The organism is Paracidovorax sp. (genome assembly GCF_057642795.1).
In genome coordinates this window covers 37,943-54,728 of record NZ_JBXYZY010000040.1, presented here as the reverse complement: position 1 = coordinate 54,728, position 16,786 = coordinate 37,943, and the positions used below count along the sequence as shown (strand labels likewise).

General features: G+C 68.7%; 14 protein-coding genes. All 14 read left to right on the top strand.

Annotated features, from left to right (window positions below; genetic code table 11):
- The first annotated feature begins 210 nt into the window (after positions 1-210).
- The 14 genes from mraZ to ftsA are packed head-to-tail and all read left to right on the top strand — an operon-like array spanning position 211 to position 16,602.
- Positions 211-639, top strand: a complete 429-nt coding sequence (gene mraZ / locus AC3A84_RS16415; RefSeq protein WP_092940640.1) for a division/cell wall cluster transcriptional repressor MraZ — start codon at positions 211-213, stop codon at positions 637-639.
- Between the two features lie 8 nt (positions 640-647).
- Complete coding sequence (rsmH, locus tag AC3A84_RS16410) at positions 648-1,577, top strand: 16S rRNA (cytosine(1402)-N(4))-methyltransferase RsmH (protein WP_487971107.1); 930 nt, start codon at positions 648-650, stop codon at positions 1,575-1,577.
- Entirely contained in the window at positions 1,574-1,918 is a 345-nt protein-coding gene (gene ftsL / locus AC3A84_RS16405; protein WP_487971106.1) for a cell division protein FtsL, read from the top strand. Before rsmH ends, ftsL begins: the two co-directional genes overlap by 4 nt.
- On the top strand, positions 1,915-3,666 hold the full coding sequence (locus AC3A84_RS16400; protein ID WP_487971105.1) for a peptidoglycan D,D-transpeptidase FtsI family protein: 1,752 nt from the start codon (positions 1,915-1,917) through the stop codon (positions 3,664-3,666). Before ftsL ends, AC3A84_RS16400 begins: the two co-directional genes overlap by 4 nt.
- Positions 3,663-5,171: a UDP-N-acetylmuramoyl-L-alanyl-D-glutamate--2,6-diaminopimelate ligase gene (locus AC3A84_RS16395; RefSeq protein ID WP_487971104.1), complete on the top strand. Its 1,509-nt coding sequence runs from the start codon at positions 3,663-3,665 to the stop codon at positions 5,169-5,171. Before AC3A84_RS16400 ends, AC3A84_RS16395 begins: the two co-directional genes overlap by 4 nt.
- Positions 5,168-6,631, top strand: coding sequence for a UDP-N-acetylmuramoyl-tripeptide--D-alanyl-D-alanine ligase (locus AC3A84_RS16390; RefSeq protein WP_487971103.1), 1,464 nt, complete (start codon positions 5,168-5,170; stop codon positions 6,629-6,631). The genes AC3A84_RS16395 and AC3A84_RS16390 overlap by 4 nt, the downstream gene beginning before the upstream one ends.
- Complete coding sequence (gene mraY, locus AC3A84_RS16385) at positions 6,625-7,806, top strand: phospho-N-acetylmuramoyl-pentapeptide-transferase (RefSeq protein ID WP_487971102.1); 1,182 nt, start codon at positions 6,625-6,627, stop codon at positions 7,804-7,806. The genes AC3A84_RS16390 and mraY overlap by 7 nt, the downstream gene beginning before the upstream one ends.
- A complete protein-coding gene (locus AC3A84_RS16380; RefSeq protein ID WP_487971101.1) occupies positions 7,803-9,722 on the top strand; it encodes a Mur ligase family protein in 1,920 nt (639 codons plus the stop codon). The genes mraY and AC3A84_RS16380 overlap by 4 nt, the downstream gene beginning before the upstream one ends.
- Positions 9,719-11,008: a putative lipid II flippase FtsW gene (gene ftsW, locus AC3A84_RS16375; protein WP_487971100.1), complete on the top strand. Its 1,290-nt coding sequence runs from the start codon at positions 9,719-9,721 to the stop codon at positions 11,006-11,008. Before AC3A84_RS16380 ends, ftsW begins: the two co-directional genes overlap by 4 nt.
- Positions 11,005-12,075: an undecaprenyldiphospho-muramoylpentapeptide beta-N-acetylglucosaminyltransferase gene (gene murG, locus AC3A84_RS16370; RefSeq protein WP_487971099.1), complete on the top strand. Its 1,071-nt coding sequence runs from the start codon at positions 11,005-11,007 to the stop codon at positions 12,073-12,075. Before ftsW ends, murG begins: the two co-directional genes overlap by 4 nt.
- Positions 12,072-13,505, top strand: a complete 1,434-nt coding sequence (gene murC, locus AC3A84_RS16365) for a UDP-N-acetylmuramate--L-alanine ligase (protein ID WP_487971098.1) — start codon at positions 12,072-12,074, stop codon at positions 13,503-13,505. Before murG ends, murC begins: the two co-directional genes overlap by 4 nt.
- Positions 13,502-14,494, top strand: coding sequence for a D-alanine--D-alanine ligase (locus AC3A84_RS16360; protein WP_487971097.1), 993 nt, complete (start codon positions 13,502-13,504; stop codon positions 14,492-14,494). Before murC ends, AC3A84_RS16360 begins: the two co-directional genes overlap by 4 nt.
- A gap of 5 nt (positions 14,495-14,499) precedes the next feature.
- Positions 14,500-15,357, top strand: a complete 858-nt coding sequence (locus AC3A84_RS16355) for a cell division protein FtsQ/DivIB (RefSeq protein ID WP_487971096.1) — start codon at positions 14,500-14,502, stop codon at positions 15,355-15,357.
- Between the two features lie 15 nt (positions 15,358-15,372).
- Positions 15,373-16,602 carry a cell division protein FtsA gene (gene ftsA / locus AC3A84_RS16350; RefSeq protein WP_092940627.1) on the top strand — a complete coding sequence of 410 codons (1,230 nt, stop codon included), beginning with the start codon at positions 15,373-15,375 and terminating at the stop codon, positions 16,600-16,602.
- Positions 16,603-16,786 lie beyond the last annotated feature (184 nt).

The following is a 16,786-nucleotide window of genomic DNA, read 5'->3' as shown; positions in this document are numbered from 1 at the left end:
CCTAAGTACTTGCACGATAAGGATTTTCAGCGGATTCCCCCTTTGGGATTCGCTTCTAAGTCCTTGATTTCATTGCAAAGTTTTGTGTAACCCCTCTTGAAAGGTGTGCTTTTCCTGCTACAGTGGGAAAAAGTGCAATTAAGTGGTGAGAAGTGCCTTTTTGCTCCATTCCGGGGTCGAAAAGGTCACCACCAACCTGGGGTTCCATTCGTGTTTCAAGGGGCGTCATCGCTGAGTCTCGATGCCAAGGGGCGGCTGTCTGTGCCGACCCGGCATCGCGACGTCCTCTCGGCGACGGCGGCTGGCCAGCTCACCATCACCAAGCATCCGCATGGCTGCCTGATGGTGTTCCCGCGCCCCGAATGGGAAAAATTCCGCGAACGCATCGCCGAGCTACCCATGTCCGCCCAGTGGTGGAAGCGCATTTTCCTGGGCAATGCGCAGGACGTGGAGATGGATGGCACGGGCCGCGTCCTGGTGTCGCCTGAGCTGCGTCAGGCGGCCGGCATCACCCGCGACACCATGCTGCTGGGCATGGGCAACCACTTCGAGCTGTGGGACAAGGCCACGTACGAAGCCAAGGAAGCCGAAGCCATGCAAGCCGCCATGCCCGAAGTCTTCCAGGACTTTTCTTTTTAGGTCCGACGGTGCAATCCATCCTGCAACACACCACCGTACTGCTCGACGAAGCGGTCGACGCCCTGTTGGGCGCGGCCGGCGAGTCGCCGTCCGGCACATTCATCGATGGCACGTTCGGGCGAGGGGGGCATTCGCGCCGCATCCTGCTGCGGCTGGGGCCTGAGGGGCGCCTCGTGGCGTTCGACAAGGACCCCGAAGCCATCGCAGAGGCAACGCGCATCACCGATGCGCGTTTTTCCATTCGGCACGAGGGCTTTCGCCATCTCGGCGAACTGCCCGCAGGCAGCGCCGCAGGCGTGCTGCTGGACCTGGGCGTCAGTTCGCCCCAGATCGACAGCCCCGGACGGGGTTTCAGTTTCCGATTCGACGGACCGCTCGACATGCGCATGGACACCACGCGCGGCCAGAGCGTCGCCGAATGGCTCGCCGATGCCGAGGTCGGACAGATTGCGGAGGTGATACGTGAATACGGCGAAGAGCGGTTTGCTGGCCCCATTGCAAAGGCGATTGTTGCGCGCCGGCAGGAGCGCGGCCCGATCGGCACCACTGCCGAGCTGGCCGAACTCGTGGCTGGTGCGGTCCGCACCCGCGAACAGGGCCAGAACCCTGCCACACGCACCTTCCAGGCTCTTCGGATTTTCATCAATGCCGAACTGGAAGAGCTGCAGCAGGCGCTAGAGGGCAGCCTGCGTGTGCTGGCGCCGGGCGGCCGTCTGGTGGTCATCAGTTTCCATTCGCTGGAAGACCGCATCGTCAAGCAATTCATTGCTCAGCACTCCAAGGAGGTCTATGACCGCCGCGCGCCGTTCGCGGCGCCGCAGCCCATGCGGCTGAATGCGCTGGACCGCATCAAGCCGAGCGCTGGCGAAGTGGCTGCCAACCCGCGGGCTCGCAGCGCGGTCATGCGCGTGGCCGAACGCACGGAAGTTCCGGCATGACGCGGCTCAACCTGGTGCTGCTGCTGGCCGTGATGGTCAGCGCGATGTTCGTGGTGCGCACGCAGTACGAGTCGCGCCTGCTCTTCACCGAACTTGATCGCGCGGTGGCCGAGTCCCGCCGGCTTGAAACCGAGCACCAGCGCCTGCAGGTCGAAAAGCGCGCCCAGGCGACGCCGCTGCGCATCGAGAGGCTCGCGCGCGACCGCCTGCAGATGCGCACCACGACGCCGGCCATTACCCAGTACGTGACAGACGGCGGCGCCATCGTGCCGCCGGTGGCGGAGCCGGCCCCGGCTCCTGGTACGGCGGCCGCGCTGCACCCGAGCGGAAGGCGGCCATGAGAAACAGCCGCAGCGTCAACTACACCTCCAGTCCCTTGCTGGCGTCGCGCACGCCGCTTTGGCGCAGCAAGTTCATCGTCGCCCTGGTGGCACTGGGCTTCGTGGGCCTGGCTGCCCGGGCCGCCTACGTGCAGGTGTTCGACAACGCCTTCTTTCAGCGCCAGGGCGAGGTGCGCTTCGCCCGCACACTGGAGCTGCCGGCCAACCGTGGCCGCATCCTCGACCGTAACGGCCTGATCCTCGCATCCAGCGTGCCGGCCGCCAGCATCTGGGCCATTCCCGAAGACGTGGAGCAGGAGGACCCCGAGGTCAAGGCCAAGCTGCGCCAGTTGGCCAAACTGCTGGACATGCCGCTGCCCGCGCTGCAGGCCAAGTTGGCCGATGAGGACAAGACTTTCGTCTGGATCAAGCGCCAGCTCGACTGGGAAGTGGGTCAGCAGATCACCGCGCTGAACATCAAGGGCATCTATCAGCGCAAGGAATACAAGCGCCAGTACCCCGAAGGCGAAGCCGCCGTGCACGTCGTGGGTTTCACCAACGTGGAAGACCAGGGCCAGGAAGGCATCGAGCTCGCCTTCAACAAGGAGCTGGGCGGCAAGCCCGGCTCGCGCCGTGTCATCAAGGACCGCCTGGGCCGTGTGGTCGAAGGTGTCGGAGCCGAGATTCCGCCTGTGGACGGCCAGGACGTGCAGCTGTCCATCGACAGCAAGGTGCAGTTCTTCGCCTACCAGAAGCTGCGCGACCAGGTGGCCCTGCACAAGGCCAAGGCTGGCAGCGTGGTGGTGATCGACGCGCATACGGGCGAGCTGCTGGCGCTGGCCAACTATCCGAGCTACGTCCCCGACAAGCGCCAGAACCTGACCGGCGAGCAGCTGCGCAACCGCGCCATCACCGACGTGTTCGAGCCTGGCTCGACCATGAAGCCCTTCACCATCGGACTGGCGCTGGAAACCGGCCGCGTGCGGCCCGACACCATCATCGACACCAATCCAGGGCGCGTGACCGTCACCGGCTCCACCATCTCCGACACCAGCAACCACGGCGTGCTGACGGTGGAGGGCGTGATCCAGAAGTCCAGCAACGTGGGCACGACCAAGATCGCGATGACGCTGCCCGCCAAGGAGATGTGGGAAACCTTCACGGCCGCGGGCTTTGGCCAGAAGCCGCAGATCCACTTTCCCGGCGTCGTGACGGGTCGCCTGCGACCCTACAAGACCTGGCGGCCCATCGAGCAGGCCACCATGTCTTACGGATACGGCCTCTCGGCCAGCCTGCTGCAGATGGCGCGCTCCTACACGGTGTTCGCCAACGACGGCAAGATCATTCCGGCCACCATCCTCAAGACCAGCGAGCCTGCCGTGGGCGTGCCCGTGTTCTCCGAGCGCACGGCCGCGCAGATCCGCAAGATGCTGCAGATGGCCGCCGGCCCCGGCGGCACCGGCCAGCAGGCGCAGACCGTGGGCTACTCGGTGGGCGGCAAGTCCGGCACCGCCCGCAAACAGGTGGGCAAGCACTACGCGGCCGGCAAGTACCGGGGCTGGTTCACGGGCCTGGCGCCCATCGACAAGCCCCGCATCATCGTTGCCGTGATGATCGACGAGCCCAGCGACGGCGTCTTCTACGGCGGCGCCGTGGCCGCGCCTGTGTTCAGCGTGGTGGTGCAGCAGACCCTGCGCATGATGGGCGTGCAGCCCGACATGGCGGTCAAACCACAGATCGTGGCCGACACGGTGAAGGAGCCGTTATGACCCAGGCTGTCTCCCTCACCTCCGCACAGGGTGCCGTGCAGTGGCTGCGCGAGCGCGTCACCGGCACGCTGCAGACCGATAGCCGTCTCGTCGCGCCCGGTGACGGCTTCATTGCCTGGCCCGGCGCTGCCACCGACGGCCGCGCCCATGTGGGCGAGGCGCTGGCGCGCGGCGCCACGGCCTGCCTGGTGGAGCAGGAGGGCATCGAGCTCTACGGCTTCGTGATCCCGCAGGTTGCTGCGCTGCGCGGCCTGAAGGCGGCGCTGGGCCTGATCGCCGCAGAATGGTTCGGCCTGCCCACCCACCGGCTCGACGTGCTGGCGGTGACCGGCACCAATGGCAAGACCAGCACCGCCTGGTGGCTGGCCGATGCGCTCAACGTGCTCGCTCGCGAAGGGCTGGCCGCGCCCGGCGGCTGCGCCGTGGTGGGGACTCTGGGCGTGGGCGTGCCGCCTGCGCTGGAAGCCACCGGCATGACCACGCCCGACCCGGTGCGGCTGCAGCGCGTGTTCCAGCGTTTCGCCGATGCGGGCCAGACGGCCTGCGCCATCGAGGCCTCGTCCATCGGCTTGGCGGAACACCGCCTCGCCGGCACCCGTGTGCGCGTGGCGCTCTTCACCAACTTTACCCAGGATCACCTGGACTACCACCCCACCATGGCCGCCTACTGGCAGGCCAAGGCCATGCTGTTCGACGCGCCTGGGCTGCAGTCGGCGGTGGTCAACATCGACGATCCGCGCGGCGCCGAACTGCATGCCACGCTGGCCGCTCGGCCGCTGGATGTGTGGAGCGTCTCGCTGCGCGAGCCGGCGCGGCTGCAGGCGCGCGACATCGTGCATGGCGACGGAGGCCTCGTCTTCACCGTGGCCGAAGGGGCGCAGTCGCATGTGCTTCAGACGCGGCTGATCGGTCTCTACAACGTCTCCAACCTGCTGGGCGTGATTGCCGCCCTGCGCGCCATCGGTGTGCCGCTGGAGCATGCCCTCTACGCCTGCGCGCAGCTCACGCCCGTGCCGGGCCGCATGGAGCAGATCGCAGCGCCCGGCCAGCCGCTGGTGGCCGTGGACTACGCCCACACGCCCGATGCACTCGACCAGGCGCTGCAGGCACTCAAGCCCGTCGCCCAGGCGCGGGGCGGACGCCTGTGGTGTGTATTTGGTTGCGGCGGCAACCGCGATGCGGCCAAGCGCCCGCTCATGGGCGCCGCCGCGCAGCAGCGGGCCGACCGCGTGGTCGTGACCAGCGACAACCCGCGCGGCGAAGAGCCGGCCGAGATCATCCGCCAGATCCTGCAGGGCACCATTGCCGGCCTGACCGTGCAGGCCGAGCCTGACCGCGCCGCAGCCATCGCCCTGGCGCTGCACGAGGCCGCCGCCGAAGACGTGGTGCTCCTCGCCGGCAAAGGCCACGAGGACTACCAGGAGACGGCCGGCGCGCGCCTTCCGTTCTCCGACATCGAGCACGCCCGCGCTGCGCTGGCCCGGCGTGCAGGGAGCGCCGCATGACGACCGCGCACACCCCATCTTCCACCGCGGTGCTGACCTTGCAGGCGGCCTTCGCCCTGCTGGAGGCGCGCGTGCCGGGCGCACGCCTGGTCGGCGACGGCGCCACGCCGCTGCTGCGCGTGCATACCGACACGCGCACGTTGCAGCCGGGCGACCTGTTCGTGGCGCTCAAGGGCGAGCGCTTCGACGCCAACGCCTTCCTGGCCGATGCCCGCGCCTCAGGCGCCGCCGCGGCGCTGGCGCACGGCGGGCTCGAAGCTGCGGGCCTCGCCGGCATCGAGGTGCCCGACACGCTGCAGGCCCTGGGCGCGCTCGCGGCCGGCTGGCGCGCGCAGTTCTCACTGCCGCTGATCGGTGTGACGGGCAGCAACGGCAAGACCACCGTCACCCAGATGTGCGCCGCCGTGCTGCGCGCCTGGCAGGGTGATGCCTCCTTCGCCACGCAGGGCAACTTCAACAACGACATCGGCGTGCCGCTGATGCTGCTGCGTCTCACCGGCGCGCACCGCGCCGCCGTGATCGAGATGGGCATGAACCATCCGGGCGAGATCGCCTGCCTGGCGGACATGGCCCGGCCCACGGTGGCGCTGGTCAACAACGCCCAGCGCGAGCACCTCGAATTCATGCACACCGTGCAGGCCGTGGCGCGCGAGAACGGCTCGGTGCTGTCTGCGCTGCCGCCGGGCGGCACGGCCGTGTTCCCCGCGGGCGACAAGTACACGCCGCTCTGGCGCGAACTGGCGGCCGGGCGCGCCTGCCTCACCTTTGGCCGCAAAGACAGCGGTGCCGACGTGTATTGCCCCGACGCCCGCTGGCAGGACGGCGCGTGGCAGGTGCGCATCGTCACCCCACAGGGCAGTTTCGACGCCACGCTGCATATCGCGGGGCGCCACAACGTGGACAACGCCCTGGCCGTGACGGCCTGCGCCGTGGCGGCCGGCGTGCCGCTCGCGGCCATCGCGCAGGGCCTGTCGGCCTTCGTGCCGGTCAAGGGCCGTTCGCGCGCCTTCGGTTGGGCGCACGGCGGGCGCAGCCTGACCGTGGTGGACGACACCTACAACGCCAATCCCGACTCCGTGCAGGCCGCCATCGACGTGCTGGCCGAACTGCCCGGCCCGCGCCTGCTGGTGCTGGGTGATATGGGCGAAGTCGGGGACGAAGGGCCCCGTTTCCATTGGGAGGCGGGCGAGCACGCACTGCGCAGCGGCATCGAGCTGCTGTTCGCCCTGGGTGCCCAAAGCACGCACGCCGCCCAAGCCTTCGGGCCGGCGGCGATGCATTTCGACGACATGGCATCGCTGCAGGCAGCGGTGCGCAAGGCGCTGCCCACGGTGGGCAGCGTGCTGGTGAAGGGATCCCGGTTCATGAAGATGGAGCAAGTGGTGCAGGCGCTGGAAGCCGGCACAGAGGAGCAAACAGGCGCGGGCTGCGGTCCGGCACGGGAGGTGTCCGCATGCTGATGCTGCTGGCGCAATGGCTGCAGGAAACCGGCAATCCCGAGCTCAGCTCGTTCCGGGTGTTCCAGTACCTCACGTTCCGCGCCGTGATGGCCGCGGTGACGGCCCTGCTCATCGGGCTGGTCGCGGGGCCGAAGGTGATCCGCATGCTCACTGCGCTGAAGATCGGCCAGCCCATCCGCGGCTACGCCATGCAATCGCATCTGGCCAAGAGCGGTACGCCCACCATGGGCGGCGTGCTCATCCTGGGCGCCATCACGCTGTCCACGCTTCTCTGGGCCGACCTCTCCAACCGCTTCGTCTGGATCGTGCTGGCCGTGATGCTGGGCTTCGGCGCCATCGGCTGGGTGGACGACTGGCGCAAGGTGGTCAACAAGGACCCGGAAGGCATGCGCTCGCGCGAGAAGTATTTCTGGCAGTCCGTGATCGGGCTGGTCGCGGCGCTCTATCTGGTGTTCAGCATTTCCGAGAATTCCAACGCCCGCGTGTTCGAGCTGTTCCTGGCGTGGGTGCAATCCGGCTTCTCGCTCAGCCTGCCGCCCAAGGCCGGGCTGCTGGTGCCGTTCTTCAAGGAAGTGACCTATCCGCTCGGCGTGCTGGGCTTCGTCATCCTGACCTATCTGGTCATCGTCGGCGCGAGCAACGCCGTGAACCTGACCGACGGCCTGGACGGCCTGGCCATCATGCCGGTGGTGCTGGTGGGCGCCACGCTGGGTCTCTTCGCCTACGTGGCGGGCCACGGGGTGTTCTCCAAGTACCTGCTGTTTCCGCACATCGCGGGCGCGGGCGAACTGCTGGTGTTCTGCTCGGCCATGTCCGGCGCGGGGCTGGCCTTCCTCTGGTTCAACGCCAATCCGGCGCAGGTCTTCATGGGCGACGTGGGCGCGCTGGCGCTGGGCGCCGCGCTGGGCACGGTCGCGGTGATCGTGCGCCAGGAGATCGTGCTGGCCGTGATGGGCGGCATCTTCGTGGTGGAGGCCCTGTCGGTGATGCTGCAGGTTTCCTGGTTCAAGTTCACCAAGCGCCGCTACGGCACCGGGCGCCGCCTGCTCAAGATGGCGCCGCTGCACCACCACTTCGAAAAGAGCGGCTGGACCGAGACGCAGGTGGTCGTGCGCTTCTGGATCATCACCCTGCTGCTGTGCCTGCTCAGCCTGTCCACGCTGAAACTGCGATGAACCCGCACGATCCGCAACCCCTCCCCGACGACCAGGACCTGCCTGGCGAAGACGCCGGCCGCAGTGCCGGCGCTGCCGCATCCGTGCCTGAGCCGGAGTCTGCGCCTGCAACTGCAACTGCAACTGCTCTCGCACCCGTCGCGACCGACGAGGCCTATAAGCCCGGCTCCGCCGCACAGGCTGCGGCCGAGTTCGTCGCCCGCATCTTCGCTGACGTGGGTGCTCCCGAAGCCGGTGCGCCGGTTGACGCTGGCGATGCGGAGTCCGACGCTGTCAGCGAAGCCGCCGCGCCCCCGGCCCCCATGCCCGAAGGCCGCCCCGGCGAGCATCTGGCCGGCCTGCAGGGCCGCCGCGTGCTGATCCTGGGCCTGGGTGCCTCGGGCCTGGCCATGGCGCGCTGGTGCGTGCGCTGCGGCGCCGACGTCATCGTGGCCGACACGCGCGAGGCACCGCCCCAGCGCGCCGTGCTGGAAACCGAGCTGCCGCAGGTGCGCTTCATCGCCGGCGCATTCGACGAGCGCCTGGTGCAGGGCCGCGGCCTGCATGCCATCTACCGCTCGCCGGGCCTGAGTCCCGCCACGATTGCTCCTGTTTTTCTAGCGGCAAGCCACGAGGGCGTGCGCGTCACGGGCGAATTGAGCCTCTACGCACAGGCGCTGGCCGAGATGCGTGCCTCGCACGGCTACGCGCCCGCCGTGCTGGCCATCACCGGCACCAACGGCAAGACCACCGTCACCTCGCTCACCGGCCTGCTGGCGGACTGCGCCGGCCGCAGCGTGGCCGTGGCCGGCAACATCGGCCCGACGCTGCTGGACACCCTGGCCCAGCACATCGACGCCGGCACGCTGCCCGAGACCTGGGTGCTGGAGCTCTCCAGCTTCCAGCTCGACGACGCCGTGGGCTTCGAGCCTACCGCCGCCACCGTGCTCAACATCAGCCAGGACCATCTGGACTGGCACGGCGACCTGCCCGCGTACGCCAGGGCCAAGGCGCGCATCTTCGGCCAGACCGGCCTGATGGTGCTGAACCGTGACGACCCCGAGGTGATGGCCATGCTCACGCCGGCCGCACCCGCTGCGCCCGCCACGCCTGCGGGCGAGGCGGCCCCTGCGAAGAAGCCCGCCGCATCGCGCGCCAAGGCCGCCAAGCCGGTGCTGCGCAACCACGTCACCTTCGGCGGCGACATGCCCCGGCGGCCCGGCGACTTCGGCATCGAGGTCGTGTCCGGCATGGCCTGGCTGGTGCGCGCGCAGGAAGCCGACGAGACGGCGCGCCGCCCGCGCGCCGCTGCGGCAGCGGCCGAAGACCTGCACATCCAGCGGCTGATGCCTGCCGATGCGCTGCGCATCCGCGGCCGGCACAACGCCATCAACGCGCTGGCCGCGCTGGCGCTGGCCCATGCGGCGGGCTGCGCGCTCGCGCCCATGCTGTACGGGCTGCGCGAATACCGAGGCGAGCCGCACCGGGTGGAGCCCATCGGCATGGTGGGCGGGATCGAATACTTCGACGACAGCAAGGGCACCAACGTGGGCGCCACCGTGGCCGCACTGACGGGCCTGGGCGCCGACCGGCGCGTGGTCGTCATTCTGGGCGGCGACGGCAAGGGGCAGGACTTCTCCCCGCTGGCCGACCCCGTGGCCCGCCATGCCCGTGCCGTGGTGCTGATCGGCCGCGACGGCCCGCAGATCGGCGCCGCGCTGCAGAGCGCCGGCGTGCCGGTCGAATCCGCCGCAACGCTGCCGGAGGCCGTGCAGGCCGCCACCCGTCTGGCCCGCCCGGGCGACGCAGTGCTGATGTCGCCGGCCTGTGCCAGCTTCGACATGTTCAGCGGCTACGAGCATCGCGCCCGCGTCTTCTGCGACGCGGTGCGCACGCTGGCGCACGACGCCGGCCAGGAACTGGAGGGCAGCCTGTGAACGGCTACGCGACCTCGTCTTCCGCCAGCCAGCCCGGCCTGCTGCAGCGCCTGCGCGCCTGGGCCGGCGGCAAGTCCCCGGCCAGCGCCGACGTGCTGCCCGTGCGGGTGGGGGGCACCGAATACCGCCAGACCACCACCACGCCCGCGAGCGTGCTGGGCTTCGACCAGGCGCTGGTCTGGGTCGTCATCGCGCTGCTGGCCTGGGGCCTGGTCATGGTGTATTCGGCCTCCATCGCCATGCCGGACAACCCGCGCTTCGGGAAGATCGCGCAGTCGCACTTCCTGGTGCGCCACATCATGGCGCTGGTGATCGGCTTCGTCGCGGCGCTGCTGGCCTTCCAGATCTCCATGTCCACCTGGGAGCGCGTGGCGCCCTGGCTTTTCGTGGGCGCCATCGGCCTCCTGATCGCGGTGCTCATTCCGCACGTGGGCTCGGTGGTCAACGGCGCACGGCGCTGGCTGTCGCTGGGCGTCATGAACTTCCAGCCGTCCGAGCTGGCCAAGTTCGCGGTGGTCATCTACGCATCGGATTACATGGTGCGCAAGATGGAGGTGAAGGAGCGATTCTTTCGCGCCGTGCTGCCCATGGGCGTGGCCGTGGCCCTGGTGGGCGCGCTGCTGCTGGCCGAGCCCGACATGGGCGCCTTCATGGTGATCGCCGTGATCGCCATGGGCATCCTGTTCCTGGGCGGCGTGAACGCGCGCATGTTCTTCCTGATCGCCGCCGTGCTGGTGGGCGCCTTCTCCGTGATGGTGATGGCCAGCCCCTGGCGGCGCGAGCGGATCTTCGCCTACCTTGATCCTTTCAGCGAAGAGCATGCGCTGGGCAAGGGCTACCAGCTCTCGCATTCGCTGATCGCCATCGGCCGCGGCGAGATCTTCGGCGTGGGCTTGGGGGGCAGCGTCGAGAAGCTGCACTGGCTGCCCGAGGCCCACACCGACTTCCTGCTGGCCGTGATCGGCGAGGAATTCGGCCTGGTCGGCGTGATGGTGCTCATCGTGCTGTTCCTCTGGCTCACCCGCCGCATCATGCACATCGGCCGCCAGGCCATCGCGCTGGACCGCGTCTTCTCCGGCCTGGTGGCGCAGGGCGTGGCCATGTGGATGGGCTTTCAGTCCTTCATCAACATGGGCGTGAACCTGGGCGCGCTGCCCACCAAGGGCCTGACGCTGCCGCTGATGAGCTTCGGCGGCTCGGCCATCCTGATGAACCTGGTGGCCATCGCGGTGGTGCTGCGGGTCGATTACGAAAACAAGCACATGATGCGCGGAGGCCGGATATGACGCGCCGCTCCAAGACCGCGCTCGTGATGGCCGGCGGCACCGGCGGCCATATCTTTCCGGGCCTCGCCGTGGCCGAAGAGCTGCGCGCGCGGGGCTGGCAGGTGCACTGGCTGGGCACGCCCGGCAGCATGGAGTCGCGCCTCGTTCCGCCGCGCGGCTTCGCCTTCGAGGCAATCGATTTTTCCGGCGTGCGCGGCAAGGGCCTGCTGACCCTGGCGCTGCTGCCACTGCGCCTGCTGCGCGCCTTCTGGCAATCGCTGGCGGTGTTGCGCCGCGTGCGGCCCGACGTGGTGATCGGCCTGGGCGGCTACGTCACCTTCCCGGGCGGGATGATGGCCTCGCTGCTGGGCAAGCCGCTGGTGCTGCACGAGCAGAACTCGGTCGCCGGCCTGGTCAACAAGGTGCTGGCCGGCGTGGCCGACCGGGTGTTCACCGCGTTCCCGGGCGTGCTGCGCAAGGGCCGTTGGGTGGGCAACCCGCTGCGCGAGGCCTTCCTGCGCCAGTCCGGGCCGGCCGAGCGCTTCGCGCAGCGCACTGGCCCGCTGAACGTGCTGGTGGTGGGGGGCAGCCTGGGCGCCAAGGCGCTCAACGAGATCGTCCCCCAGGCCGTGGGCCTGATCCCCGTGCAGTTCCGCCCGCGGGTGACCCACCAAAGCGGCGCCGCGCAGATCGACGCACTGCGCGCCAACTACGAAGCGGCGGGCGTGCAGGCCACGCTCACGCCCTTCATCGACGACACGGCCACCGCGTTCGCCGAGGCCGATCTGGTCATCTGCCGCGCCGGTGCCAGCACCGTCACCGAGATCGCCGCCGTGGGCGCGGCCGCGCTGTTCGTGCCCTTTCCGCACGCGGTGGACGACCACCAGAGCGCCAATGCCCGGTTCCTGGTGGATGCGGGCGGCGGCTGGCTGGTGCAGCAGCGCGAGCTTACGCCCGCATGGCTGGCCGGTATGCTACAAAATACAGAGCGCACGACGTTGATGGAACGTGCGCTGGAAGCCAAGAAGATGCAAAAGACAGAAGCCACCCAAGCCGTGGTGCAAGCGTGTGAGGAACTGACCGCATGAAACACGCCATTCGCCATATCCATTTCGTCGGCCTGGGCGGCGCCGGCATGTGCGGCATTGCAGAGGTGCTGTTCAACCTGGGCTACGAAATCTCCGGCTCCGACCTGTCCGACAGCGCCACGCTGCGCCGGCTGGCTGGCCTGGGAATCCGCACGCACGTGGGCCACGCCGCTGTCCACATCGACGGCGCCGACGCCGTCGTCACCTCCACCGCCGTGCAGGCGGACAACCCCGAGGTGCTGGCCGCGCGCGACAAGAAGATCCCCGTGGTGCCCCGCGCCCTGATGCTGGCCGAGCTGATGCGCCTCAAGCGCGGCATCGCCATCGCCGGTGCGCACGGCAAGACCACCACGACCAGCCTGGTGACCAGCGTGCTGGCCGAGGCCGGTCTGGATCCGACCTTCGTGATCGGCGGGCGCCTGAACAGCGCAGGCGCCAACGCCAAGCTGGGGCAGGGCGACTACATCGTGGTCGAGGCCGACGAGTCGGATGCCTCGTTCCTCAATCTGCTGCCCGTGATGTCGGTCGTGACCAACATCGACGCGGACCACATGGAAACCTACGGCCACGATTTCAACCGCCTCAAGGGCGCGTTCGTGGAATTCCTGCACCGCATGCCGTTCTACGGCACGGCCATCCTGTGCACCGATAACGCGGCCATCCGCGAGATCGTGCCGCAGGTGACCTGCCCCATCACGAGCTATGGCTTCGGCGAGGACGCCCAGGTGCGCGCCGTGGACGTGCGCGCCGTAGGCGCGCAGATGCACTTCCGCGTGCTGCGCCGCAACGGCGTGGTGCTGCCCGACCTGGACGTGGTGCTGAACCTCGCCGGCGAGCACAACGTGCTCAACGCACTGGCTGCCGTGGCTGTGGCAGTCGAGCTGAACGTGCCCGACGAGGCCCTGCTGCGTGCGCTGGCGGGTTTCCGGGGCGTGGGCCGCCGTTTCCAGAGCCATGGCGACCTGCCGACCACGGACGGCGGCAGCTTCACGCTGATCGAAGACTACGGCCATCACCCGGTGGAGATGACCGCCACGCTGGCTGCCGCCCGCGGCGCTTTCCCCGGCCGCCGATTGGTGCTGGCCTTCCAGCCGCACCGCTACAGCCGCACGCGCGACTGCTTCGAGGATTTCGTCAAGGTGATCGGCAGCGCCGACGCGGCCCTGCTGACCGAAGTCTATGCCGCCGGCGAAGCGCCCATCGTGGCCGCCGATGGCCGGGCGCTGGTGCGCGCCGTTCGCGTGGCTGGCCAGGTCGAGCCGGTGTTCGTCGAGGCCGTGGCCGATCTGCCCCAGCGCATCGTGGACACGGTGCGCGCAGGCGACGTGGTGATGTGCATGGGCGCGGGCTCCATCGGCAGCGTGCCTGCCAAGGTGGTGGCAATGCTACAAAATAATGAGCAGACGGCGCAGGAGGCGCGGGCAGCATGAGCCAGAACGAACAATCCAAAATCGACGTGCGCGCCCTGGGCAAGGTGGCCGTGCTGATGGGCGGCACCTCGGCCGAGCGCGAGGTCTCGCTGATGTCCGGCGGTGGCGTGCTGCAGGCCCTGCGCTCGAACGGCGTCGATGCCCACGCCTTCGACCCGTCGCAGACCGACCTGTCGGAGCTCAAGAGCCACGGCTACACGCGCTGCTTCATCGCGCTGCACGGCCGCCACGGTGAAGACGGCACGGTGCAGGGCGCGCTGGAGCTGCTCGGCATCCCCTACACCGGCCCGGGCGTGATGGCGTCGAGCATCGCCATGGACAAGATCATGACCAAGCGCATCTGGCGCTTCGAAGGCCTGCCCACGCCGGACTGGCGGCTGGTCTCCAGCGCCGCCGAAACCGCACAGGCGCTCAAGGAGCTGGGCACGCCGATGATCGTCAAGCCCGCCCGCGAAGGTTCCACGCTGGGACTGACCAAGGTGACCTCGCCCGGCCAGTGCGAGCAGGCCTATCTGCTGGCCTCCCGCTACGACCCCGAGGTGCTGTGCGAAGAGTTCATCGAGGGCGAGGAAACCACCTGCCCCGTGCTGGGCCAGGGAGCAGGCGCGCATGCCCTGCCGGTGATCCGCATCGTGGCGCCCGATGGCAACTACGACTACCAGAACAAGTATTTCACCGACAGCACGCAGTACCACTGCCCGAGCGGCCTGCCTGAGCACGAAGAGCGCGAGATCCAGCGCCTGGTGGTCGAGGCCTTCCGCACCCTGCAGTGCCGCGGATGGGCGCGCGCCGACATCATGATCCGGGCGAGCGACCGCAAGCCTTTCCTGCTGGAGATCAACACTTCCCCGGGCATGACCGGCCACTCGCTCGTGCCCATGTCGGCACGCTCCGTGGGCATCAGCTATGAAGCGCTCTGCCTGCGCATTCTGGCCACCGCGTCGCTGGACAGCGCCCAGGGTCAGACCACGCAACCCAACCCCACGTGAGCCGCATGAACCCCGCGCTGCCCGCACCGCTCGACGTCAAGCTCATGAACTGGACCGCCACGGCCCTGTTCGTGGGCTGTGCCGTGTTCGTGCTGGCGGCGGGTGGCTCCTGGCTGCTGCGCCTGCCGGTGTTCTCCATCGGCCGCATCGTGGTGCAGGGTGAGCTGGTCCACAACAACGCCGTCACGCTGCGCGCCGACGTGGGGCCGCGCCTGGCGGGCAACTTCTTCACGGTGGACCTGCAGGCGGTGCGCGAGGCCTTCGAGCAGGTGCCCTGGGTGCGCAGCGCCATGGTGCGCCGCGAGTTCCCCAACAGTCTGGTCGTGGATCTCCAGGAGCACCAGGCCGCGGCCTATTGGGGCTCGGAAGGCAGCCCCACGCTGGTGGACAGCACGGGAGAGGTCTTCGAGGCCGGCAGCGACGGACTGGATGGCGAAGACCTGCCCAGCCTCAAGGGCCCGGCAGGCCGTTCGCAGGAGGTGCTGCAGATGTACCGCGCCCTGGTGCCCGTCATCAAGCCGCTGGGCTCCGCCATCGACACGCTGGAGCTGAGCGGCCGCGGCGGATGGCGCGTTGCGCTGGATGGCGGTGCCACCGTGGAACTGGGGGGTGGTACCACCGCTGAGGTGCTGCAGCGCACCGAGCGCTTCGTAAAGACGCTGCCGCAGGTCGCGGCGCAGCAGGGCCGGGGCGTGGAGGCGCTGGAGTCAGCCGATCTACGTCACGACGGCGGCTACGCGCTGCGTTTGCGCGGCGTGACCACCGTCACGGCCGAGGTGGCCAAGCAGCGCGCCGCCGCGCGCCCCGCTGCGCAGCGCGCGCGCACGGCGCCGGCCGCAAGAACAACAGGGCAGACCCGCTGAGGGAAAGACACAACTATGGCAAGAGAATACAAAGACGTGGTCGTGGGCCTGGACATCGGCACCGCCAAGGTGATGGCGGTGGTGGCCGAGGTCATGCCCAGTGGCGAGCTCAAGCTGGCGGGCCTGGGCGTGGCGCCCAGCAACGGTCTGAAGCGGGGCGTGGTGGTCAACATCGACGCCACCGTGCAGAGCATCCAGCAGGCGCTCAAGGAAGCCGAGCTGATGGCCGACTGCAAGATCCAGCGCGTCTATACGGGCATCACCGGCAGCCATATCCGTGGCCTCAATTCGAGCGGCATGGTGGCGGTGAAGGACCGCGAGGTCACCCCCGCAGACGTGGCCCGTGTGGTGGAGACGGCCAAGGCCATCAATATCTCCAGCGACCAGCGCCTCCTGCTGGTGGAGCCGCAGGAATTCGTCATCGACGGGCAGGATGTGCGCGAACCCATCGGCATGAGCGGCATCCGCCTCGAAGCCAAGATCCACATCGTGACCGGCGCGCAGAGCGCGGCCGAGAACATCATCAAATGTGTGCGCCGCTGCGGCCTGGAAGTCGAGCAGCTCATGCTCAACCCTCTGGCCTCCAGTCAGGCCGTGCTGACCGACGACGAGCGGGAGCTGGGCGTGGCGGTGGTGGACATCGGCGCCGGCACGACCGATGTGGCGATCTTCACCGGCGGCGCGATCCGCCACACGGCCGTGATCCCGATCGCAGGAGACCTCATCACCAGCGACATCGCCATGGCCTTGCGCACGCCCACCAAGGACGCGGAGGACATCAAGGTCGAGAGCGGCTACGCCAAGCAGCTGCTGGCCGACCCCGAGGCGCAGGTCGAGGTGCCCGGCCTGGGCGACCGCAGCCCGCGCATGCTCAGCAAGCAGGCCCTCGCCGGCGTGATCGAGCCGCGCGTGGAAGAGATCTTCTCCCTGGTGCAGCAGGTGGTGCGCGAGTCGGGCTACGAAGAGGTCCTGTCTTCCGGCATCGTTCTGACCGGCGGAAGCGCCGTCATGCCCGGCATGGTCGAGCTGGCCGAGGACATCTTTCTCAAGCCGGTGCGCCGCGGTATTCCGAAGTATTCGAGCGCCTTGTCCGACATGGTGGCCCAGCCCCGCGCTGCTACCGTCATGGGTTTGCTCGAAGAGGCTCGCCTGGCCCGCATGCGCGGCTTCAAAGTAGCGCAAAAGAGCGGTTCGGTGAAGACGGCGTTCGGCCGCTTCAAGGACTTCATCGTGGGGAACTTCTGACATGGCCGGCTACCCACTCTGGCTTGCCCGCGGAAGTCCGCATGCCCGTGCGCGCGAGCGATGGCGAAGCACCGGCCCGCCTCCCTCGCCAGCCTGTTTTTTTCTGAATCCGATTTCTGAACCATCCAAGAACCCCAGGCGTGGCCCGAGCCACCCGAACCATCACGTGAAAGACTAGGAGCAC

Excerpts from the sequence above, each read along its gene's own strand:
- ftsL (WP_487971106.1), top strand. The coding sequence starts at position 1,574 with ATGACGCGGCTCAACCTGGTGCTGCTGCTGGCCGTGATGGTCAGCGCG.
- AC3A84_RS16400 (WP_487971105.1), top strand. The coding sequence starts at position 1,915 with ATGAGAAACAGCCGCAGCGTCAACTACACCTCCAGTCCCTTGCTGGCG.
- AC3A84_RS16395 (WP_487971104.1), top strand. The coding sequence starts at position 3,663 with ATGACCCAGGCTGTCTCCCTCACCTCCGCACAGGGTGCCGTGCAGTGG.
- AC3A84_RS16390 (WP_487971103.1), top strand. The coding sequence starts at position 5,168 with ATGACGACCGCGCACACCCCATCTTCCACCGCGGTGCTGACCTTGCAG.
- mraY (WP_487971102.1), top strand. The coding sequence starts at position 6,625 with ATGCTGATGCTGCTGGCGCAATGGCTGCAGGAAACCGGCAATCCCGAG.
- AC3A84_RS16380 (WP_487971101.1), top strand. The coding sequence starts at position 7,803 with ATGAACCCGCACGATCCGCAACCCCTCCCCGACGACCAGGACCTGCCT.
- murG (WP_487971099.1), top strand. The coding sequence starts at position 11,005 with ATGACGCGCCGCTCCAAGACCGCGCTCGTGATGGCCGGCGGCACCGGC.
- murC (WP_487971098.1), top strand. The coding sequence starts at position 12,072 with ATGAAACACGCCATTCGCCATATCCATTTCGTCGGCCTGGGCGGCGCC.
- AC3A84_RS16360 (WP_487971097.1), top strand. The coding sequence starts at position 13,502 with ATGAGCCAGAACGAACAATCCAAAATCGACGTGCGCGCCCTGGGCAAG.
- AC3A84_RS16355 (WP_487971096.1), top strand. The coding sequence starts at position 14,500 with ATGAACCCCGCGCTGCCCGCACCGCTCGACGTCAAGCTCATGAACTGG.
- ftsA (WP_092940627.1), top strand. The coding sequence starts at position 15,373 with ATGGCAAGAGAATACAAAGACGTGGTCGTGGGCCTGGACATCGGCACC.